At 65.0% G+C, this 16018-nt stretch carries 11 protein-coding genes; 8 read left to right on the plus strand and 3 right to left on the minus strand.

Annotation, left to right across the window (positions count from 1 at the left end; genetic code table 11):
• Window positions 1-183 carry a rubredoxin gene (locus tag QCE48_RS04215; RefSeq protein WP_062634664.1) on the minus strand — a complete coding sequence of 61 codons (183 nt, stop codon included), beginning with the start codon at window positions 181-183 and terminating at the stop codon, window positions 1-3.
• A 243-nt stretch (window positions 184-426) separates the two neighbouring features.
• Between QCE48_RS04215 and QCE48_RS04220 the strand changes: the two genes are divergently transcribed.
• The 5 genes from QCE48_RS04220 to QCE48_RS04240 all read left to right on the plus strand — a co-directional run bounded on the left by QCE48_RS04220 (window position 427) and on the right by QCE48_RS04240 (window position 8776).
• Window positions 427-831, plus strand: coding sequence for a DUF4399 domain-containing protein (locus tag QCE48_RS04220; protein ID WP_309785942.1), 405 nt, complete (start codon window positions 427-429; stop codon window positions 829-831).
• A 155-nt stretch (window positions 832-986) separates the two neighbouring features.
• Entirely contained in the window at window positions 987-2921 is a 1935-nt protein-coding gene (locus QCE48_RS04225) for an ATP-binding cassette domain-containing protein (RefSeq protein ID WP_309785941.1), read from the plus strand.
• Window positions 2922-3146: 225 nt separating this feature from the next.
• On the plus strand, window positions 3147-5147 hold the full coding sequence (locus QCE48_RS04230; RefSeq protein WP_309785940.1) for a DNA topoisomerase IV subunit B: 2001 nt from the start codon (window positions 3147-3149) through the stop codon (window positions 5145-5147).
• 714 nt (window positions 5148-5861) lie between these two features.
• A complete protein-coding gene (parC, locus tag QCE48_RS04235) occupies window positions 5862-8183 on the plus strand; it encodes a DNA topoisomerase IV subunit A (RefSeq protein WP_309785939.1) in 2322 nt (773 codons plus the stop codon).
• 134 nt (window positions 8184-8317) lie between these two features.
• Window positions 8318-8776 (plus strand): CopD family protein, encoded by a 459-nt coding sequence (locus QCE48_RS04240; protein WP_087629008.1) that lies wholly within the window; start codon window positions 8318-8320, stop codon window positions 8774-8776.
• Window positions 8777-8779: 3 nt separating this feature from the next.
• Here QCE48_RS04240 and QCE48_RS04245 read toward each other — a convergent pair whose 3' ends face one another.
• Complete coding sequence (locus tag QCE48_RS04245) at window positions 8780-9748, minus strand: LysR family transcriptional regulator (RefSeq protein WP_309785937.1); 969 nt, start codon at window positions 9746-9748, stop codon at window positions 8780-8782.
• Between the two features lie 64 nt (window positions 9749-9812).
• Here QCE48_RS04245 and QCE48_RS04250 point away from each other — a divergent pair, with 64 nt between their 5' ends.
• Genes QCE48_RS04250 through QCE48_RS04260 form a run of 3 tightly spaced genes read left to right on the plus strand, consistent with a single transcriptional unit; the run spans window position 9813 to window position 13517 of the window.
• Window positions 9813-11195: an MFS transporter gene (locus QCE48_RS04250; RefSeq protein WP_404982792.1), complete on the plus strand. Its 1383-nt coding sequence runs from the start codon at window positions 9813-9815 to the stop codon at window positions 11193-11195.
• A 23-nt stretch (window positions 11196-11218) separates the two neighbouring features.
• Window positions 11219-12463, plus strand: coding sequence for a Zn-dependent hydrolase (locus QCE48_RS04255; protein WP_309785936.1), 1245 nt, complete (start codon window positions 11219-11221; stop codon window positions 12461-12463).
• Window positions 12464-12482: 19 nt separating this feature from the next.
• On the plus strand, window positions 12483-13517 hold the full coding sequence (locus QCE48_RS04260; protein WP_309785935.1) for a histone deacetylase family protein: 1035 nt from the start codon (window positions 12483-12485) through the stop codon (window positions 13515-13517).
• A 61-nt stretch (window positions 13518-13578) separates the two neighbouring features.
• On the opposite strand, the gene QCE48_RS04265 is transcribed toward QCE48_RS04260, so the two are convergent.
• Window positions 13579-16017 carry an EAL domain-containing protein gene (locus tag QCE48_RS04265; protein WP_309785934.1) on the minus strand — a complete coding sequence of 813 codons (2439 nt, stop codon included), beginning with the start codon at window positions 16015-16017 and terminating at the stop codon, window positions 13579-13581.
• Window position 16018: the final 1 nt, after the last annotated feature.

Raw genomic sequence — 16018 nt, forward strand, 5'->3', positions numbered from 1 at the left:
TCAGAATTCGACGGCCGCGAAATCTTCCTTGCCCACGTCGCAGAGCGGGCAGCGCCAGCTCGCGGGGATATCGGCGAAGCGGGTGCCCGGCGCGATGCCTTCGTCCGGCAGGCCGTCTTCTTCGTTGTAGATCCAGCCGCAAATCAGGCAGACCCAGCTTTTGTATTCCAGAACTTCACTCACGACAGACTCTTTTGTTTCGTTTTGCGGATTGCAACGGGCGCCGAGACGGCGCGGCGAAAAATGCAGCGAGCCGGCATCTTACCGGAATCGTGAAAATGCTTCCCCGCCGCGCGCGCCCGGCGTTCGACCCAATTTGCCCGGTTGCAAGCGCGGTGTATCCTCGGTCGAGTAGCGTCGCGATGCGCGCGCTGCGTCCGGCCGGCGAAAGGCGCGCTTCGGCCGCTTTCTTCCAAGGAGAAAACGATGTTGAAAAAAATGGTGGGGACGGTGCTCTCGGCAAGCTTCCTGTTCGCGCTGGCGGCACACGCGCAGACGCCCGCGCGCGTCTATTTCATCGAGCCGAAGGACGGCGCGACCGTGTCGAGCCCGGTGCATGTGAAGTTCGGCATCGAAGGCATGCAGGTCGCGCCCGCCGGCACGATGGGCGACAACTCCGGTCATCATCATCTGCTGATCGACGGCGGGCCGGTGCAGAAGGGCGTCGTGGTCCCGGCCGACGACAAGTCGATCCACTTCGGCAAGGGTCAGACCGAAACCGACGTGAAGCTGCCGCCCGGCGACCACACGCTGACGATGCAGTTCGCCGACGGCGCGCATCGCTCCTACGGCCCGGAAATGAGCCAGACGATCAAGGTGCACGTGAAGTAGCTTGCCCGTGTGCGTATCTCGAAAACGCGGTTTCGGCCGCGTTTTTCACGTCCGGGGGCGCCGGCGCCTTGTCCGAATGACCGACGCCACGGGCCGCGACGGGTAACACCGGTACAATGGCCGCTTCCTGTTTTTGCACTTTTCCGGCTGCCCTCATGTCGCTTTATTCCATCTCGGACGCGCAACTCGCGTTCGGCCACGTCGCGCTGCTCGATCACGCGGATTTCTCGCTCGAAGCGGGGGAGCGCGTCGGACTGATCGGGCGCAACGGTGCGGGCAAGTCCTCGCTGCTCAAGATCGTCGCCGGCCTGACGAAGCCCGACGACGGCCTCGTCACGCGCCAGAGCGAACTCAGCACGGTCTACGTCCCGCAGGAACCCGAATTCGAACTCGACGCGCCGGTGTTCGACGTCGTCGCGTCCGGCCTGACCGAGGCCCGCGCGCATCTCGACGAATACGACGAAGTCGCGCACCAGCTCGCCGACACGCCCGAAGGCGCCGAACACGATGCGCTGCTCGCGCGCATGAACGCGCTGCAGTCGTCGCTGGACCTGCACGACGCCTGGAACTGGCGCACGCGCGTCGCGACCACGCTGGATCAAATCGGCCTCGACGGCGACGCGCGCGTCGGCGCGCTGTCCGGCGGCATGCGAAAGCGCGTCGCGCTGGCGCGGGCGCTCGTCGTGCAGCCGGACGTGCTCTTGCTCGACGAACCGACCAACCATCTCGACTTCGACGGCATCCGCTGGCTCGAAGACCTGCTCGTGACGCTGCGCACGGGCCTGCTCTTCATCACCCACGACCGCGCGTTTCTCGACCGCGTGGCGACGCGCATCGTCGAACTGGATCGCGGGCGGCTGCTTTCGTATCCGGGCAACTTCAGCGCGTATCAGACGAGAAAGGCGCAGCAGCTCGAAGTCGAGCAGGTGGAAGCCGCGAAGTTCGACAAGCTGCTCGCGCAGGAAGAAGTGTGGATTCGCAAGGGCGTGGAGGCGCGGCGCACGCGCAGCGTCGGGCGCATCGCACGGCTCGTCGAGATGCGCAACGAGCGCGCCGATCGACGCAACGTGCAGGGCAACGTGAAACTCGATGTCGGGCAGGGCGAGAAATCGGGCAAGATCGTCGCGGAGCTGACGGACGTGACGAAGCGCTACGGCGAGCGCACCATCGTCGACAATTACACCGCCACCGTGATGCGCGGCGACAAGATCGGTCTCGTCGGCCCGAACGGCGCGGGCAAGACGACGCTGCTCAAGCTGATTCTCGGCGAAATCCAGCCCGATGCCGGCCGCGTGCGCACCGGCACGAACCTGCAAGTCGCGTACTTCGACCAGATGCGCGCGCAGCTCGATCTCGGCAAGACGCTCGCGGACACCATCAGCCCGGGCAGCGAATGGGTGGAAGTGAACGGCGTGAAGAAGCACGTGATGAGCTATCTCGGCGACTTCCTGTTCGCGCCCGAACGCGCGCGCTCGCCGGTGCAGTCGCTGTCGGGCGGCGAGCGCAACCGGCTTCTCCTCGCGCGTCTTTTCGCGCGACCGGCGAACGTGCTCGTGCTCGACGAGCCGACCAACGACCTCGACATCCCCACGCTCGAACTGCTCGAAGAACTGCTGACCGATTACGACGGCACCGTGCTGCTCGTGAGCCACGACCGCGCGTTCCTGGACAACGTCGTGACGTCCGTGTTCGCGTCGGAAGGCGGCGGGAAGTGGCGCGAGTATGTCGGCGGCTTCTCCGACTGGCAGATCCAGCGCGAACGTTCGGAACAGATCGCGCAGGACGCCGCACGCCAGAACGCGAAGGAATCGCAGAAGGAAGACGCGCCGAAGGAAAGCGCGGCGGGCCGCAACGCGCAGCGCACCGTGAAGCTGTCGTTCAAGGAGCAGCGCGAACTGGAAGCGCTGCCCGAGAAGATCGCCGCGCTGGAAGCGGAGCAGAAGGCGATCGGCGCGCAACTCGAAGACGGCTCGATCTTCGCGAAGGACGCGAACGAAGGCACGCGGCTGAGCGAACGGCACGCGGCCATCGACGAGGAACTGCTCGCCGCGCTCGAACGCTGGGAAGAACTCGAAGCGAAGCGCAAATAAGGCCGCCGTCACCGCGCCGTCATTGCCCGCCATATCGAAAACAGTAAAATACGTCGCGTTTTCCGGATGTCCGCGTTTGACGGGCACCGCATTGCAGCGATTCTCCAGGCAGCCCGGCGCGTTCGGCCGGGCGAGCCCGATGTGTTTACGCATTCGCCGGTGCCCCGGCCGCCTTTCGCGCAGCGACGCCGGAAGGACCGGCGGACACCGGACCAACGTTCAGTCATGTCCACGAAAAAACCCGACAGCGGCAAAAGCAGCGGATACAGCGAAGCATCGATCAAGGTGCTGAAGGGCCTCGAGCCGGTCAAGCAGCGGCCCGGCATGTACACGCGTACCGAAAACCCGCTGCACATCATTCAGGAAGTCATCGACAACGCCTCGGACGAAGCGCTCGGCGGCTACGGCAAGCAGATCACGGTCACGCTGCACACCGACAACTCGATCTCCGTCGAAGACGACGGCCGCGGCATCCCGTTCGGCCTGCATCCGGAAGAAGGCGTGCCGGTCGTGGAGATCGTGTTCACGCGCCTGCACGCGGGCGGCAAGTTCGACAAGGCCGCCGGCGGCGCGTACACGTTCTCGGGCGGCCTGCACGGCGTGGGCGTCTCGGTGACGAACGCGCTGTCGACACGGCTCGACGTCACCGTCTGGCGCGACGGCAAAGTCGCCGAGATCGGCTTCTCGAACGGCGATGTCATCGCGCCGCTCACGACGCGTCCTGCGGAGCGCGGCGCCGCGAAGAAGACCGGCACGCGCGTGCATGCGTGGGCCAATCCGAAGTACTTCGATTCGCCTAATCTGCCGACAGGCGAGCTGCAGCGGCTCTTGCGCTCGAAGGCGGTGTTGCTGCCGGGCGTCGAAGTGGTGCTCGTCATCGAGAAGACCGGCGAGCGGCAGGTCTGGAAATACGAAGACGGCCTGCGCGGCTATCTGCTCGAAGGCATGGGCGGCAGCGACCTTCTGATACCGCTTTTCGAAGGCGAGCGTTACGCGGAAAGCTCGCGCTCCAACGAGGAAACCTTCGCGGAAGGCGAGGGCGCGTCGTGGGTCGTCGCGTGGAGCGAGGAAGGGCCGCTGTTGCGCGAATCCTACGTCAACCTGATTCCGACACCCGCCGGCGGCACGCACGAATCCGGCTTGCGCGACGGTCTCTTTCAGGCGGTGAAGAGCTTCGTCGAGTTGCACAACTTGCAGCCGAAGGGCGTGAAACTGCTCGCCGAGGACGTGTTCGCGCGGGTGTCGTTCGTGCTGTCGGCGAAGGTGCTCGATCCGCAGTTTCAAGGGCAGATCAAGGAGCGGCTGAATAGCCGCGACGCGGTGAAGCTCGTGTCGTCGTTCACGCGGCCGGGGCTCGAACTCTGGCTGAACCAGCACGTCGAGTATGGCAAGAAGCTCGCCGAACTCGTGATCCGTCAGGCACAGGCGCGCACGCGCGCGGGGCAGAAGGTCGAGAAGCGCAAGAGTTCGGGCGTGGCCGTGTTGCCGGGCAAGCTGACCGATTGCGAATCGACCGATATCGCGCGCAACGAGCTTTTTCTCGTCGAGGGCGATTCGGCGGGCGGTTCCGCGAAGATGGGCCGCGACAAGGAATTCCAGGCGATCCTGCCGTTGCGCGGCAAGGTGCTGAACACGTGGGAAACGGAGCGCGACCGGCTCTTCGCGAACAACGAAGTGCATGACATCGCGGTGGCGATCGGCGTCGATCCGCACGGTCCGGACGAGCAGATTGACCTTTCCAATCTGCGCTACGGCAAGATCTGCATTCTGTCGGATGCAGACGTCGACGGTGCGCACATCCAGGTTCTGCTGCTGACGCTCTTCTTCAAGCACTTCCCGCAACTGATCGAGCGCGGGCATGTGTGTGTCGCGCGTCCGCCGCTCTTTCGCGTCGATGCACCCGCGCGCGGCAAAAAGCCCGCGCAGAAGCTCTATGCGCTCGACGAAGGCGAACTCGAAGCGATCCTCGACAAGCTTCGGAAGGACGGCGTGCGCGACACCCAATGGACGATCAGCCGGTTCAAGGGACTTGGCGAGATGAGCGCGGAACAGCTCTGGGACACGACGATGAACCCGGACACGAGGCGGCTCTTGCCGGTCCGGCTGGGCGATCTCGGGTTCGATCGGACCGTCACGCGCATGACCATGCTGATGGGCAAGGGCGAGGCGGCATCGCGGCGCAGTTGGCTCGAAGAGAAGGGCAACGAGGTCGAAGCGGACATTTGATTTTGCTGGCGCTTTTTGAAAACCGTTTGATGCGCTCGGGCTTGTGCTGAACGTGTTTTCTTTTCGGTCTATTGGCTCTGCCCCTGTGCGGGGCGGCAGTCACTTTCTTTGCTGCTGCAAAGAAAGTGACCAAAGAAAGCAGCTTTTTCAGGCAGCAGTGTTAGCAGGACAACGCACTTGAAATACTGAGTGGACATACCGCCTAAGTGTCGCCCTCAAAGAACCACCGGGCTTGGTGCGATTAACCACTGTGTCATCGCGCAGCGAAGAGATTGGTAAGGCAGTCATCCATCCGTCTTCGCTTCGCTCAGACGGGAGGTGCATTGGTCGCGTGGTTGATGTTTGCGGTTGCGGTCGCGGTCGCAAACCGAGTGTTTTCGGTTATGCCTGTCGTCCGCGAAGCGTGGACGGATAGATGACTGTCTTACCAAGCAGTTCACTGTGCGATGACACAGTGGTTAATCGCACCAAGCCCCTCTGGTCCCTTGAGGGCGACACTTAGGCGGTATGTCCACTCGGTCTTGCAACGGTGGTCACGTCCTAACACTGTGGGCCGAATAGCTGCTTTCTTTGCAGCAGCAAAGAAAGCAAGTCCCGCCCCGGACAGGGGCAGAGCCAATAGACCGCTAAGAAAACAAGTTCAGCACAAGCCCGAGCGCATCAAACGGTGTTGGAACCCCTTTGCAGACCAACGCAAAAAAACATGGAAACCCAATGGGAATCACAGACGATCTCTTCGCCGAACAGGAAGCCGCGCCCGAAGGCGAGCAACTGACTCTCGGCGACTATGCGGAGCGCGCCTACCTCGACTACGCGGTGAGCGTGGTGAAGGGCCGCGCGCTGCCCGACGTGTCGGACGGGCAAAAGCCCGTGCAGCGTCGCATCCTGTTCGCGATGAACGAAATGGGCCTCGCCAACACGGCGAAGCCGGTGAAGTCGGCGCGCGTCGTCGGCGACGTGCTCGGCAAGTATCACCCGCACGGCGACCAGTCCGCGTATGACGCGCTCGTGCGCCTCGCGCAGGACTTCTCGATGCGTTATCCGCTAATCGACGGCCAGGGCAACTTCGGCTCGCGCGACGGCGACGGCGCGGCGGCGATGCGCTACACCGAAGCGCGCCTGACGCCGATCGCAAAACTGCTGCTCGACGAAATCGACCAGGGCACGGTCGATTTCATGCCGAACTACGACGGCTCGTTCGAAGAGCCGAAGCTCCTGCCCGCGCGCCTGCCGTTCCTGCTGCTCAACGGCGCGTCGGGCATCGCGGTCGGGATGGCGACGGAAATTCCGTCGCACAATTTGCGCGAAGTCGCGTCGGCGGCGGTCGCGATGATCCGCGATCCGAAGATGGGCCACGGCGGCCTGATGGAGAAGATCCCCGGGCCGGACTTTCCGGGCGGCGGGCAGATCATCTCGTCGCAGGCGGAAATCTCGGCGGCGTATGAAACCGGGCGCGGCAGCCTGAAGGTGCGCGCGCGCTGGAAAATCGAAGACCTCGCGCGCGGCCAGTGGCAACTCGTCATCACCGAATTGCCGCCGAACACGTCGGGACAGAAGGTGCTCGAGGAAATCGAGGAACTGACCAACCCGAAGATCAAGCTCGGCAAGAAGGCGCTCACGCCCGACCAGTTGCAGACCAAGCAGACGCTCCTCGCGCTGCTCGACACCGTGCGCGACGAGTCCGGCAAGGACGCGCCCGTGCGGCTCGTGTTCGAGCCGAAGTCGAGCCGCATCGACCAGACCGAGTTCGTCCATTCGCTGCTCGCGCATACGAGCCTCGAATCGAACGCGGCGATCAACCTTGTGATGATCGGCGCCGACGGCCGGCCGCGCCAGAAGGGCCTCGTCGAGATCCTGCACGAGTGGGTCGGCTTCCGCTTCACGACGGTTACGCGGCGCACGCAGCATCGCTTGGGCAAGGTCGACGACCGCATCCATATTCTCGAAGGGCGGATGATCGTCTTCCTGAATATCGATGAAGTCATCCGCATCATCCGCGAGGCCGACGAGCCGAAAGCGGCGCTGATCGAGCGCTTCGGGCTCTCGGAGCGTCAGGCCGACGACATCCTCGACATCCGTCTGCGGCAGCTCGCGCGGATGGAAGCGATCAAGATCGAGCAGGAATTGAAGGAACTGCGCGCAGAGAAAGAGAAGCTCGAAGAACTGCTCAACAGCGACTCCGCGATGAAGCGCCTGCTCATCAAGGAAATCGAAGCCGATGCGAAGCAGTACGGCGACGAGCGCCGCACGCTGATCCAGCAGGAAAAGCGCGCGACGTTCGAAGCGCGCGTCGTCGACGAACCGGTGACGGTGGTCGTCTCGCAACGCGGATGGGTGCGCGCGCTGAAGGGCCACGGGCTCGATCCGGCGGGCTTCCAGTTCAAGGCCGGCGACAGCCTCTACGCCGCGTTCCAGGCGCGCACGCCCGACATGCTGATCGCGTGGGGCAGCAACGGGCGCGTGTATTCGGTGCCCGTCGCGATGCTGCCGGGCGGGCGCGGGGACGGCGTGCCGGTCACGTCGCTGATCGAACTCGAATCGGGTTCGCATCTGCTGCATTACTACGCGGCGTCGGTGGACCAGCCGCTCCTGCTCGCGTCGAACAACGGCTTCGGCTTCATCGCGAAACTCGGCGACATGGTGAGCCGCGTGAAGGCGGGCAAGTCGTTCATGACCATCGACGACGGCGCCGCGCCCCTCGCGCCGATGCCGGTCGTGCCGAACGCGTCGCATGTGGCGTGTCTGTCGTCGGGCGGACGGCTGCTCGTCTTCGGCATGGACGAGATGAAGACGCTCTCGGGCGGCGGCCGCGGCGTCACGCTGATGGCGCTCGATCCGAAGGAAACGCTCAAGCAGGCGCTCGCCATCGACGCGAAGGGCGTGCTGCTGATCGGCACGGGACGCGGCGGCAAGGCGCGCGAGGAAAAGCTCGGCGGCGCGGCGCTCGAACCCCATCTCGGCAAGCGCGCGCGCAAGGGCCGTGCGCCGGATTCGTCGCTGAAGGTGAGCGAACTGCGGCCTGTCTTCGAAGGCTGATTTCGTTCGCTCTGCCACGCGCCCCGTTACGCGAAAGCGCAACGGGGCGCTTCTTTATCTCAAAACGCCGGAACTGGTTCGGCGGGCTTCAGTCGAAAGCCCAAGCCGCATTCGACAACCCTTCCGGAAACACAATGACCAAAGCCATCGAAGTGGCGCTCTTTCTGCATCTGCTCGGCGTGGCCGTGTGGATCGGCGGAATGGTGTTCGCAAACTTCTGCCTGCGCCCCGCGCTCGGCGACCTCACGCCGCAATTGCGCCTGCCGCTGCTCGAAGGCGTCTTCGCGCGCTTCTTCAACTGGGTGGCGGCGTCGGTGCTCGTGATCCTGCTGACGGGCGGCTTCCTGCTGACGCAATACGGCGGCGCGCACGCTGCGTGGCCGCTGCATGCGATGGCCGGTCTCGGCATCGTGATGATGCTGATCTTCGGGCATATCCGCTTCGCCGTGTTCCCGCGCATCCGCCGCGCGGTGCAGGCGCAGAACTGGCCCGATGGCGCGCGTGCGGTCGGCACGGTGCGGCGTCTCGTCGTCATCAATCTCGTGCTCGGCGTCGTGACGGTCGGCACGGCGGTGCTGTCGCGCGGATTCTGACCTTCAGCGCGGCGCGAGCCGCTCCGTCAGCGAATAGCGCTGCATCGTCCTTTCCATCGCGTCGAGAAACGCCTGCTCGGCCGCATTCATCTTGCGCGCGCGGTGCCAGAGCAGATGGATGTCCACATCGGCCAGTCCTTCTTCCGGCGGCAGCCGCCACAGACGCTGCTGCGCGATGTCGTCGCGCACGATGTGCTCCGGCAAACAGCCGATCCCGAATCCCGCGAAAATCAGCCGGCGCACTTCATCGAGACTCGGCGACGCCGCCACGATCCTCCCCGTGAAGCCGCGCTGATCGCGAAACACGGTGAGCGGCGAGAGGCTGTCGCCGATCTGGTCGCTCGTGAACGACACGAAATTCTCCGCGAGCAAATCGTCCATCGTGAGCGCCTGCCGTCCGAACAAGCGGTGATGCCGCCCGCAGAAGATCGCGTAGCGCTGGCGCAGAAAACACCGCTGCTCCAGCTTGTCGACCGGCGTGCGGCAGAGGCCCAGACCCGCCGTCGCGGTCTTTTGCAACAGCGACGAAATGATGTCGGACGAGCGCATGATCTCGATATGCAGATCGATGCGCGGATACGTTCGATGAAACTCCGCGAGAAACTCGTCGTACACGGCCGATTCGATCCGGCTCACCGTCAAGAGGCGAATGGAACCGGTGATGTCGTCGGTGCGGTCGTCGAGTTCGGTTTCGAGCCGCGACATGTGGCCGTAGATATCGCTCGCGATCCGGTACACCTCTTCGCCCGCGCGCGTCGGCTCGAAATGCGGTCCGCGCCGCTGGATCAGGTTGCGCCCGAGCGTGTCTTCCAGGCGCTTCAGCGCCTGACTGACGGCGGGCTGCGTCAGATGCAGCCGCGCGGCGGCGCGGCTCACGCTGCGCTCCTGCATGATCACGAGGAACGTGCGCAGCAGGTTCCAGTCGAGGCGGTCGTTCAGGAAGCGCGCGACGTCAGCGCGAAGCTGGGTCATTCTTGCCCTCGTTATTAGCCAGATTTATACAGAAGATAATAAACCGAAATTTGACTAATGTTTTATGGCTGGCGATAAAACGTTCACACCGCGCGGTCGCAACGCAGGCGCGGACCGGCCAACCAAGGAGACTCCGGTGATTTCGACCCAGCACACAACCCGCCAGCCGGTGCGCGCCGCCGCCGCAGCGTTCATCGGCACGATGATCGAGTGGTACGACTTCTACATCTACGCGACCGCCGCCGCGCTCGTGTTCGGCGAACTGTACTTTCCGTCGCACGATCCGTTCGTGAGCACGATGGCGTCGTTCGCGACCTTCGCGGTCGGTTTCTTTGCGCGGCCGCTCGGCGGCATCGTGTTCGGCCATCTCGGCGACAAGATCGGCCGCAAGAAAGCGCTGATGACCACGCTGATGATGATGGGCGTCGCGACCGTCTGCGTCGGCCTGCTGCCGAGCTACGCGAAGGTCGGATTGCTTGCGCCCGTGCTGCTCGTGCTGCTGCGCGTCGTGCAGGGCATCGCGGTCGGCGGCGAGTGGGGCGGCGCGGTGCTGATGGCGGGCGAGCATGCGCCCGAAGGCCGCCGCACGTTCTTTGCGTCGTTCGCGCAGCTCGGCAGCCCGGCCGGGCTGATTCTTTCGCTCGTCGCGTTTCGCGCGGTGACGTCGATGAACCACGCCGACTTCATCGCCTGGGGCTGGCGGGTGCCGTTTCTCGTGAGCGCGGTGCTGCTCGTCGTCGGCATCTTCATCCGGATCGGCGTGAACGAGTCGCCGGAGTTTCAGCGCGAGAAGGACAAGAAGCGCACCGTCGAGCTGCCGATCGCCGAAGTGTTCCGTTCGTCGGGCTGGCTCGTGGCGCTGTGCATCGGCGCGAACACGATCGGCATCGCGGGCGTCTACTTCACCAACACGTTCATGATCTCGTACACGACGCAATACGTCGGCGTGACGAAATCGCTGATCCTCGACTGCCTCTTCGCGGTCGCGATCATCCAGTTCCTCACGCAGCCGCTCGCCGCGTATCTCGCCGAGAAGCTCGGCGGCGCGCGCTTTCTCAAGCTCGCCGCGCTCTGCGCGATGGTCTCGCCGTACCCGATGTTCATCCTCGTGCAGAGCGGCGACAGGCTGTCGATGATCGTCGGCATCGCGCTCGCGGTGATCTGCATGTCGAGCTTCTATTCGGTGATCGCGGGCTTCGTGTCCGGCGTCTTTCCGACGCGCGTGCGCTACTCCGCGATCTCGCTGTCGTATCAGGTGTGCGGCGCGATCGCGGGCGGCCTGACGCCGCTCGTCGGCACCTGGCTCGCGCACAAGTTCGTCGGACAGTGGTGGCCGCTCGCCGTGTTCTATACGTGTCTCGCGGGGCTGTCGCTCGTGTGCATCGTCGCGCTCGACGCGCTCAAGCACCGCCGCGCCGATGCGCTCGACGCCGTGCCATCGCATTGAATTGCCAGGAGGATTTTGAAGCCATGCTGCAAGTCAACGGCCCGCGACTGTGGGCAAGCCTGATGGAAATGGCGCAGGTCGGCGCCACGGCGAAGGGTGGCGTGCGCCGCCTCGCCCTCACCGAAGACGATAAGCGCGGCCGCGATCTCTTCGCGACGTGGTGCCGCGAGGCGGGCATGACGGTCGAAGTCGATGAAGTCGGCAACCTGTTCGCGCGGCGCGAAGGCGCGGATGCGTCGCTCGCGCCCGTCGTGATCGGCAGCCATCTCGACACCCAGCCGGAAGGCGGGCGCTTCGACGGCGTCTACGGCGTGCTCGCCGCGCTCGAACTCGTGCGCACGTTCAACGATGCCGGCATCGTCACGGAAAAGCCGATCGAGATCGTCTCGTGGACCAACGAGGAAGGCGCGCGCTTCACGCCGGCGATGCTCGGCTCGGCGGTGTTCGTCGGCGCGACGCCGCTTGCCGCCGCGCTCGACACGCAGGACGCGAACGGCATCCGCCTGCGCGATGCACTCGCGCACTGCGGCTACGCGGGCAAGCGCCGCGCGAACGGCCAGCCGGTGGATTCGTACTTCGAGGCGCATATCGAACAGGGGCCGATGCTGGAAAGCCACGGCAATCCGATCGGCGTGGTGACGGGCGGGCAGGCGATTCGCTGGCTCGACGTGAGCGTGACTGGCGTCGCGGCGCATGCGGGCACGACGCCGATGCCGTACCGCCGCGACGCGCTGTTCGCGAGCGCCGCGATGGCGCTGCAACTCGAAGCGATCGCGGAGCGTTTTGCGCCGCTGGGGCTCGTCACGATCGGTCAGGTCGCGATTCCGAATTCGTCGCGCAACACGATTGCCGGACGCGTCGCGTTCACGGTCGATTTGCGTCATCCCGACGATGCGCAAATCGACGCGATGGAGCGCGACGTGCGCGAAGCGTTCGGCGAGATCGCGAAGGCGCGCGGACTCGAAGTCTGCATCGACACGTACTGGAAAAGTCCCGCGACGCCGTTCGACGCCGAATGCGTCGCGCTCGTGCAGGACGCGGTGACGCAGCTCGGCTACGCGCACGAACCCATCGTGAGCGGCGCCGGACACGACGCGATCCATCTCGCGCGCCACGTGCCCACGGCGATGGTGTTCATCCCGTGCGTCGATGGCCTGTCGCACAACGAGGCCGAGGACGCGCTGCCCGAGGACGTCACCTGCGGCGCGAACGTGCTCGTGAACGCAGTGCTCGCGCGGGCCGTCGCGCACGCGCACGTCGAAGCATGATTCAACAGGAACGAACCCGATGCTGACTTACTTTCATCCTGAGCAACTGAAACACCATCCGCGCAGCTATCTGTCGCGCGGCCAGATGCGCACGCCGCAGGAAGTGCCGGAGCGCGCGCTTGCGCTCGTCGAGGCGGCGAAATCGCTCGGCTTCGACGTGCGCGAGCCGGCCGATTTCGGCACGGCGCCGCTTGCCGCCGTGCACGGCATGAACTATCTGCGCTTTCTCGAAGAGGCGCACGCCGAGTGGAAGAAGGTCCCACAGGACTGGGGCGACGAAGTGATGTCGAACATCTACGTGCGCGAGGGCAATCCGCTGCGCGGCGTGCTGGCGCAGGCGGCGCGCTATCTCGCCGATGGCAGTTGCCCGGTCGGGCCGGATACTTACCGGTCCGCGTACTGGTCGGCGCAATGCGCGGCGGCGGGCGCGGCGGCCATCGCGGACGGCGCGCGCGAAGCGTACGCCGTGTGCCGGCCGCCGGGTCATCATGCGCGCGCCGAGGCGGCGGGCGGTTTCTGTTACCTGAACAACGCGGCAATCGCGGCAGAGGCGCTGCGCGCGCGGTTTGGCCGCGTCGCGATTCTCGATACCGACATGCACCACGGACAGGGCGTGCAGGAGATTTTCTACGGACGCGACGACGTGCTGTACGTCTCGGTCCACGGCGATCCGACGAATTTCTATCCGGTTGTCGCGGGCTACGAGGACGAGCGCGGCGCGGGCGCGGGCGACGGCTACAACGTCAATCTGCCGATGCCGCACGGGTCGAGCGAGGCGGTGTTCTTCGAACAGGTCGATGCCGCGTTGCGCGCGCTCGGGCGCTTTCAGCCGGACGCGCTCGTGCTGGCGCTGGGCTTCGACATCTACAAGGACGATCCGCAGGCGATGGTCGCGGTGACGACCGAAGGCTTCGGACGGCTGGGGCGCGCGATCGGCTCGCTCGGATTGCCGACGCTCATCGTGCAGGAAGGCGGATATCACATCGAGAGTCTCGGCGATAACGCGCGGGCGTTCTTTGGCGGCTTCATGGAGCCGCGCGGCCCGGGCCGCTAAAGCGCGCGGGGCGTGCTCAAAAGTCGAACGATGTTCGACGATCGGCCGATCGCGCCGTCGATTACCGCCCGCCGCGCTCGTCGGTGAGCGCCGTCGGGAAAGGCTCGTTCCCATGCCCGGCGAGGCGCTTCGGCGCTTTGCCCTTCGGCCATCCGCACACGCCGAACCGGTCGAGCAGCGCCTGCACGCCGTCGGCGGGCACCGGGCGCGAAAAGAGAAAGCCCTGCGCTTCGATCGGCCCGAGCGCCGCTAGCCACGCAATCTGCTCTTCCTTTTCCGTCCCTTCGACGACGACCGTCAATCCGAGCGAACGCGCCAGATTGATGATCGCCGAGACCATCACGCAGACGCTGCGATCCTCGGGAATCGCCTGGATGAACGAGCGGTCCACCTTCAGCGTATCGACGGAAAAACGGTTCAGATACGACAGCGACGAATACCCCGTGCCGAAATCGTCCAGCGCGATCCGCACGCCGAGGCGCTTCAACGCTGCGATCTTCTCCTGCACCAGTTCCGGATATTCGACCATCACCGTCTCGGTGATTTCGAGTTCGAGCTTGTCGGCGGGAATGCCGCTTTCGGTGATCGCGCGCGCCACCGTCTCCAGCAGGTCGCCGCGCCAGAACTGCACTGCCGAAATGTTCACGGCGAGCGACAGCCCCGTATAACCGTCGCGCTGCCACTGGGCGAGCTGCATGCAGGCGGTGTGGATCACGAAGTCGCCGACGGGCACGATCAGTCCCGTCGATTCCGCCACCGGAATGAACTCGTTGGCCGGAATCAGTCCGTGCTGCGGATGGTTCCAGCGCACGAGCGCCTCGAAACCGGTGATGCAGCGCCGCGCGAGATCGATCTTCGGCTGATACGCGAGGAACAACTGCCGCTCGGTGAGCGCGACGCGCAGTTGCTGCTCCCACTTCATCAGATGATCCGCGCGATGCGACAGGTGCGGCGAATAGAACTGATAGCAGTTGCGGCCCGCGTCCTTCGCGCTATACATCGCGAGGTCGGCCTTCTTGAGCAGGTCGATCTCGCTCTCGTTGGACACCGAAAAGAGCGCAATGCCGATGCTCGCGTGCAGCACGAATGCGCTGCCGCGCACGTCGAAGGGCGTCGCGAACATCGTCGAGATCGCTTCGGCGAGTTCCACCGCACGCCGCTCGACCTCGTCGCCCTTCACCACGACGACGAACTCGTCGCCGCCGATCCGCGACAGCCGGCCGTTCTCGCCGACCGTCTCCGCAAGCCGCGACGCCGTCATCTGCAACACGATGTCGCCGGCGTTGTGACCGAGCGTGTCGTTCACCGTCTTGAAGTTGTCGAGGTCGATGAAGAGCAGCGCGAGGCGCCCGAGATTGTCCGCCTGCGCCACGTCGTGGCGCAGCGCCTGCAACGTCGAATAACGGTTGCGCAGGCCCGTCAGCAGATCGAACTCGACGAGATGCGTCATCTCGCGCTCGCGCCCGAGCAGCTTGCCGATCAGCCCCGTCGCCACGCCGAAGAAGCCGAGCATCGCCAGCGAGATGAACGTCGCCATCAGAAGATAAACGTTGCGCGTGTGGTTGTAGTCGATGAACTCTTCCTTCTCCGACAAGCCGACCAGCACGCCGAGCGGATAGCCGTCGATGTGCCGGTACGACACGATGCGCTTCACGTTGTCGATCGGATCGACGTAGATGCCGGATGCGTGGTCGGAGGTCGGGTACACGCCGCTCGCGGTGAAGTCGCCGCGGGCGCGTTCGGCGGCGCTCTTCGCGTCGTTCTTGCTCGTGACGGAGGTTCTCGCGCCGGTGCCCTCGGACGCGCCCGCGCCGGTGTTGCGCGCGAGCACCGAGCCGTTGTCGGAGACGACGGCGATCACGCCTTCGCGCCCGATCGAGGCGACGTTGTAGAAGTCGCTCGTGAAGTAGGTCGGGTCTTCCGACACGACGACCACGCCCGCGAACGAGCCGTCCGGATGATTCAGGCGCCGGGTGATCTGCAGCGTCCAGAGGCCCGACACGCGGCCGCGCACCGGACGGCTGATGTAGAGCAGGTCGTCGTTGGAATGCGCGTGGACCTTGAAGTGCTCGCGGTCGGAGAGGTCGATCGGCTTCGGATGCGGGTCGGCGGTATTCGCGACGAGCGTGCCGTATTCGTCGATGAGCGACACCTGCACGAGCGTATCGCTCTGAACGACGCCTTTTTCGACGGTCGAGATGAGGTTGAAGTTTTCCGGCGACTTCTCGTACTCGTATTTGACGAAGCGCGTCACCTGGTCGACCTGATGGATCGCCTTGATCGTGTGCTGTTCGAGCGCCGACGACAGGATCGCGGCGGAGGCCATCGACTCGTGCGTGGTCGCTTCGCGCTCGACCGCGAGCCGCGCGAAAATCACCGTCCACAAGAGGACGAGCACGAGTGTCCCGAGCACGGGGATGACGAAGAGCGCTCGCCGGCGGCGGGGCGGCAAACCGCTGTGCTGGCCGTCGCGTGACACTTTTGGCCGGGTTCGATTCATG

Source organism: Caballeronia sp. LZ024, from assembly GCF_031451455.1.
In the GTDB taxonomy this organism is placed as follows: Bacteria; Pseudomonadota; Gammaproteobacteria; order Burkholderiales; family Burkholderiaceae; genus Caballeronia; species Caballeronia telluris.

What these genes read in the sequence shown, in the direction of transcription:
- QCE48_RS04250 (WP_404982792.1), top strand. Translation starts at nt 9,813, where the DNA reads ATGGCTGGCGATAAAACGTTCACACCGCGCGGTCGCAACGCAGGCGCG.
- QCE48_RS04260 (WP_309785935.1), top strand. Translation starts at nt 12,483, where the DNA reads ATGCTGACTTACTTTCATCCTGAGCAACTGAAACACCATCCGCGCAGC.
- QCE48_RS04265 (WP_309785934.1), bottom strand. Translation starts at nt 16,017, where the DNA reads ATGAATCGAACCCGGCCAAAAGTGTCACGCGACGGCCAGCACAGCGGT.
- QCE48_RS04255 (WP_309785936.1), top strand. Translation starts at nt 11,219, where the DNA reads ATGCTGCAAGTCAACGGCCCGCGACTGTGGGCAAGCCTGATGGAAATG.
- QCE48_RS04220 (WP_309785942.1), top strand. Translation starts at nt 427, where the DNA reads ATGTTGAAAAAAATGGTGGGGACGGTGCTCTCGGCAAGCTTCCTGTTC.
- QCE48_RS04245 (WP_309785937.1), bottom strand. Translation starts at nt 9,748, where the DNA reads ATGACCCAGCTTCGCGCTGACGTCGCGCGCTTCCTGAACGACCGCCTC.
- parC (WP_309785939.1), top strand. Translation starts at nt 5,862, where the DNA reads ATGGGAATCACAGACGATCTCTTCGCCGAACAGGAAGCCGCGCCCGAA.
- QCE48_RS04230 (WP_309785940.1), top strand. Translation starts at nt 3,147, where the DNA reads ATGTCCACGAAAAAACCCGACAGCGGCAAAAGCAGCGGATACAGCGAA.
- QCE48_RS04225 (WP_309785941.1), top strand. Translation starts at nt 987, where the DNA reads ATGTCGCTTTATTCCATCTCGGACGCGCAACTCGCGTTCGGCCACGTC.
- QCE48_RS04240 (WP_087629008.1), top strand. Translation starts at nt 8,318, where the DNA reads ATGACCAAAGCCATCGAAGTGGCGCTCTTTCTGCATCTGCTCGGCGTG.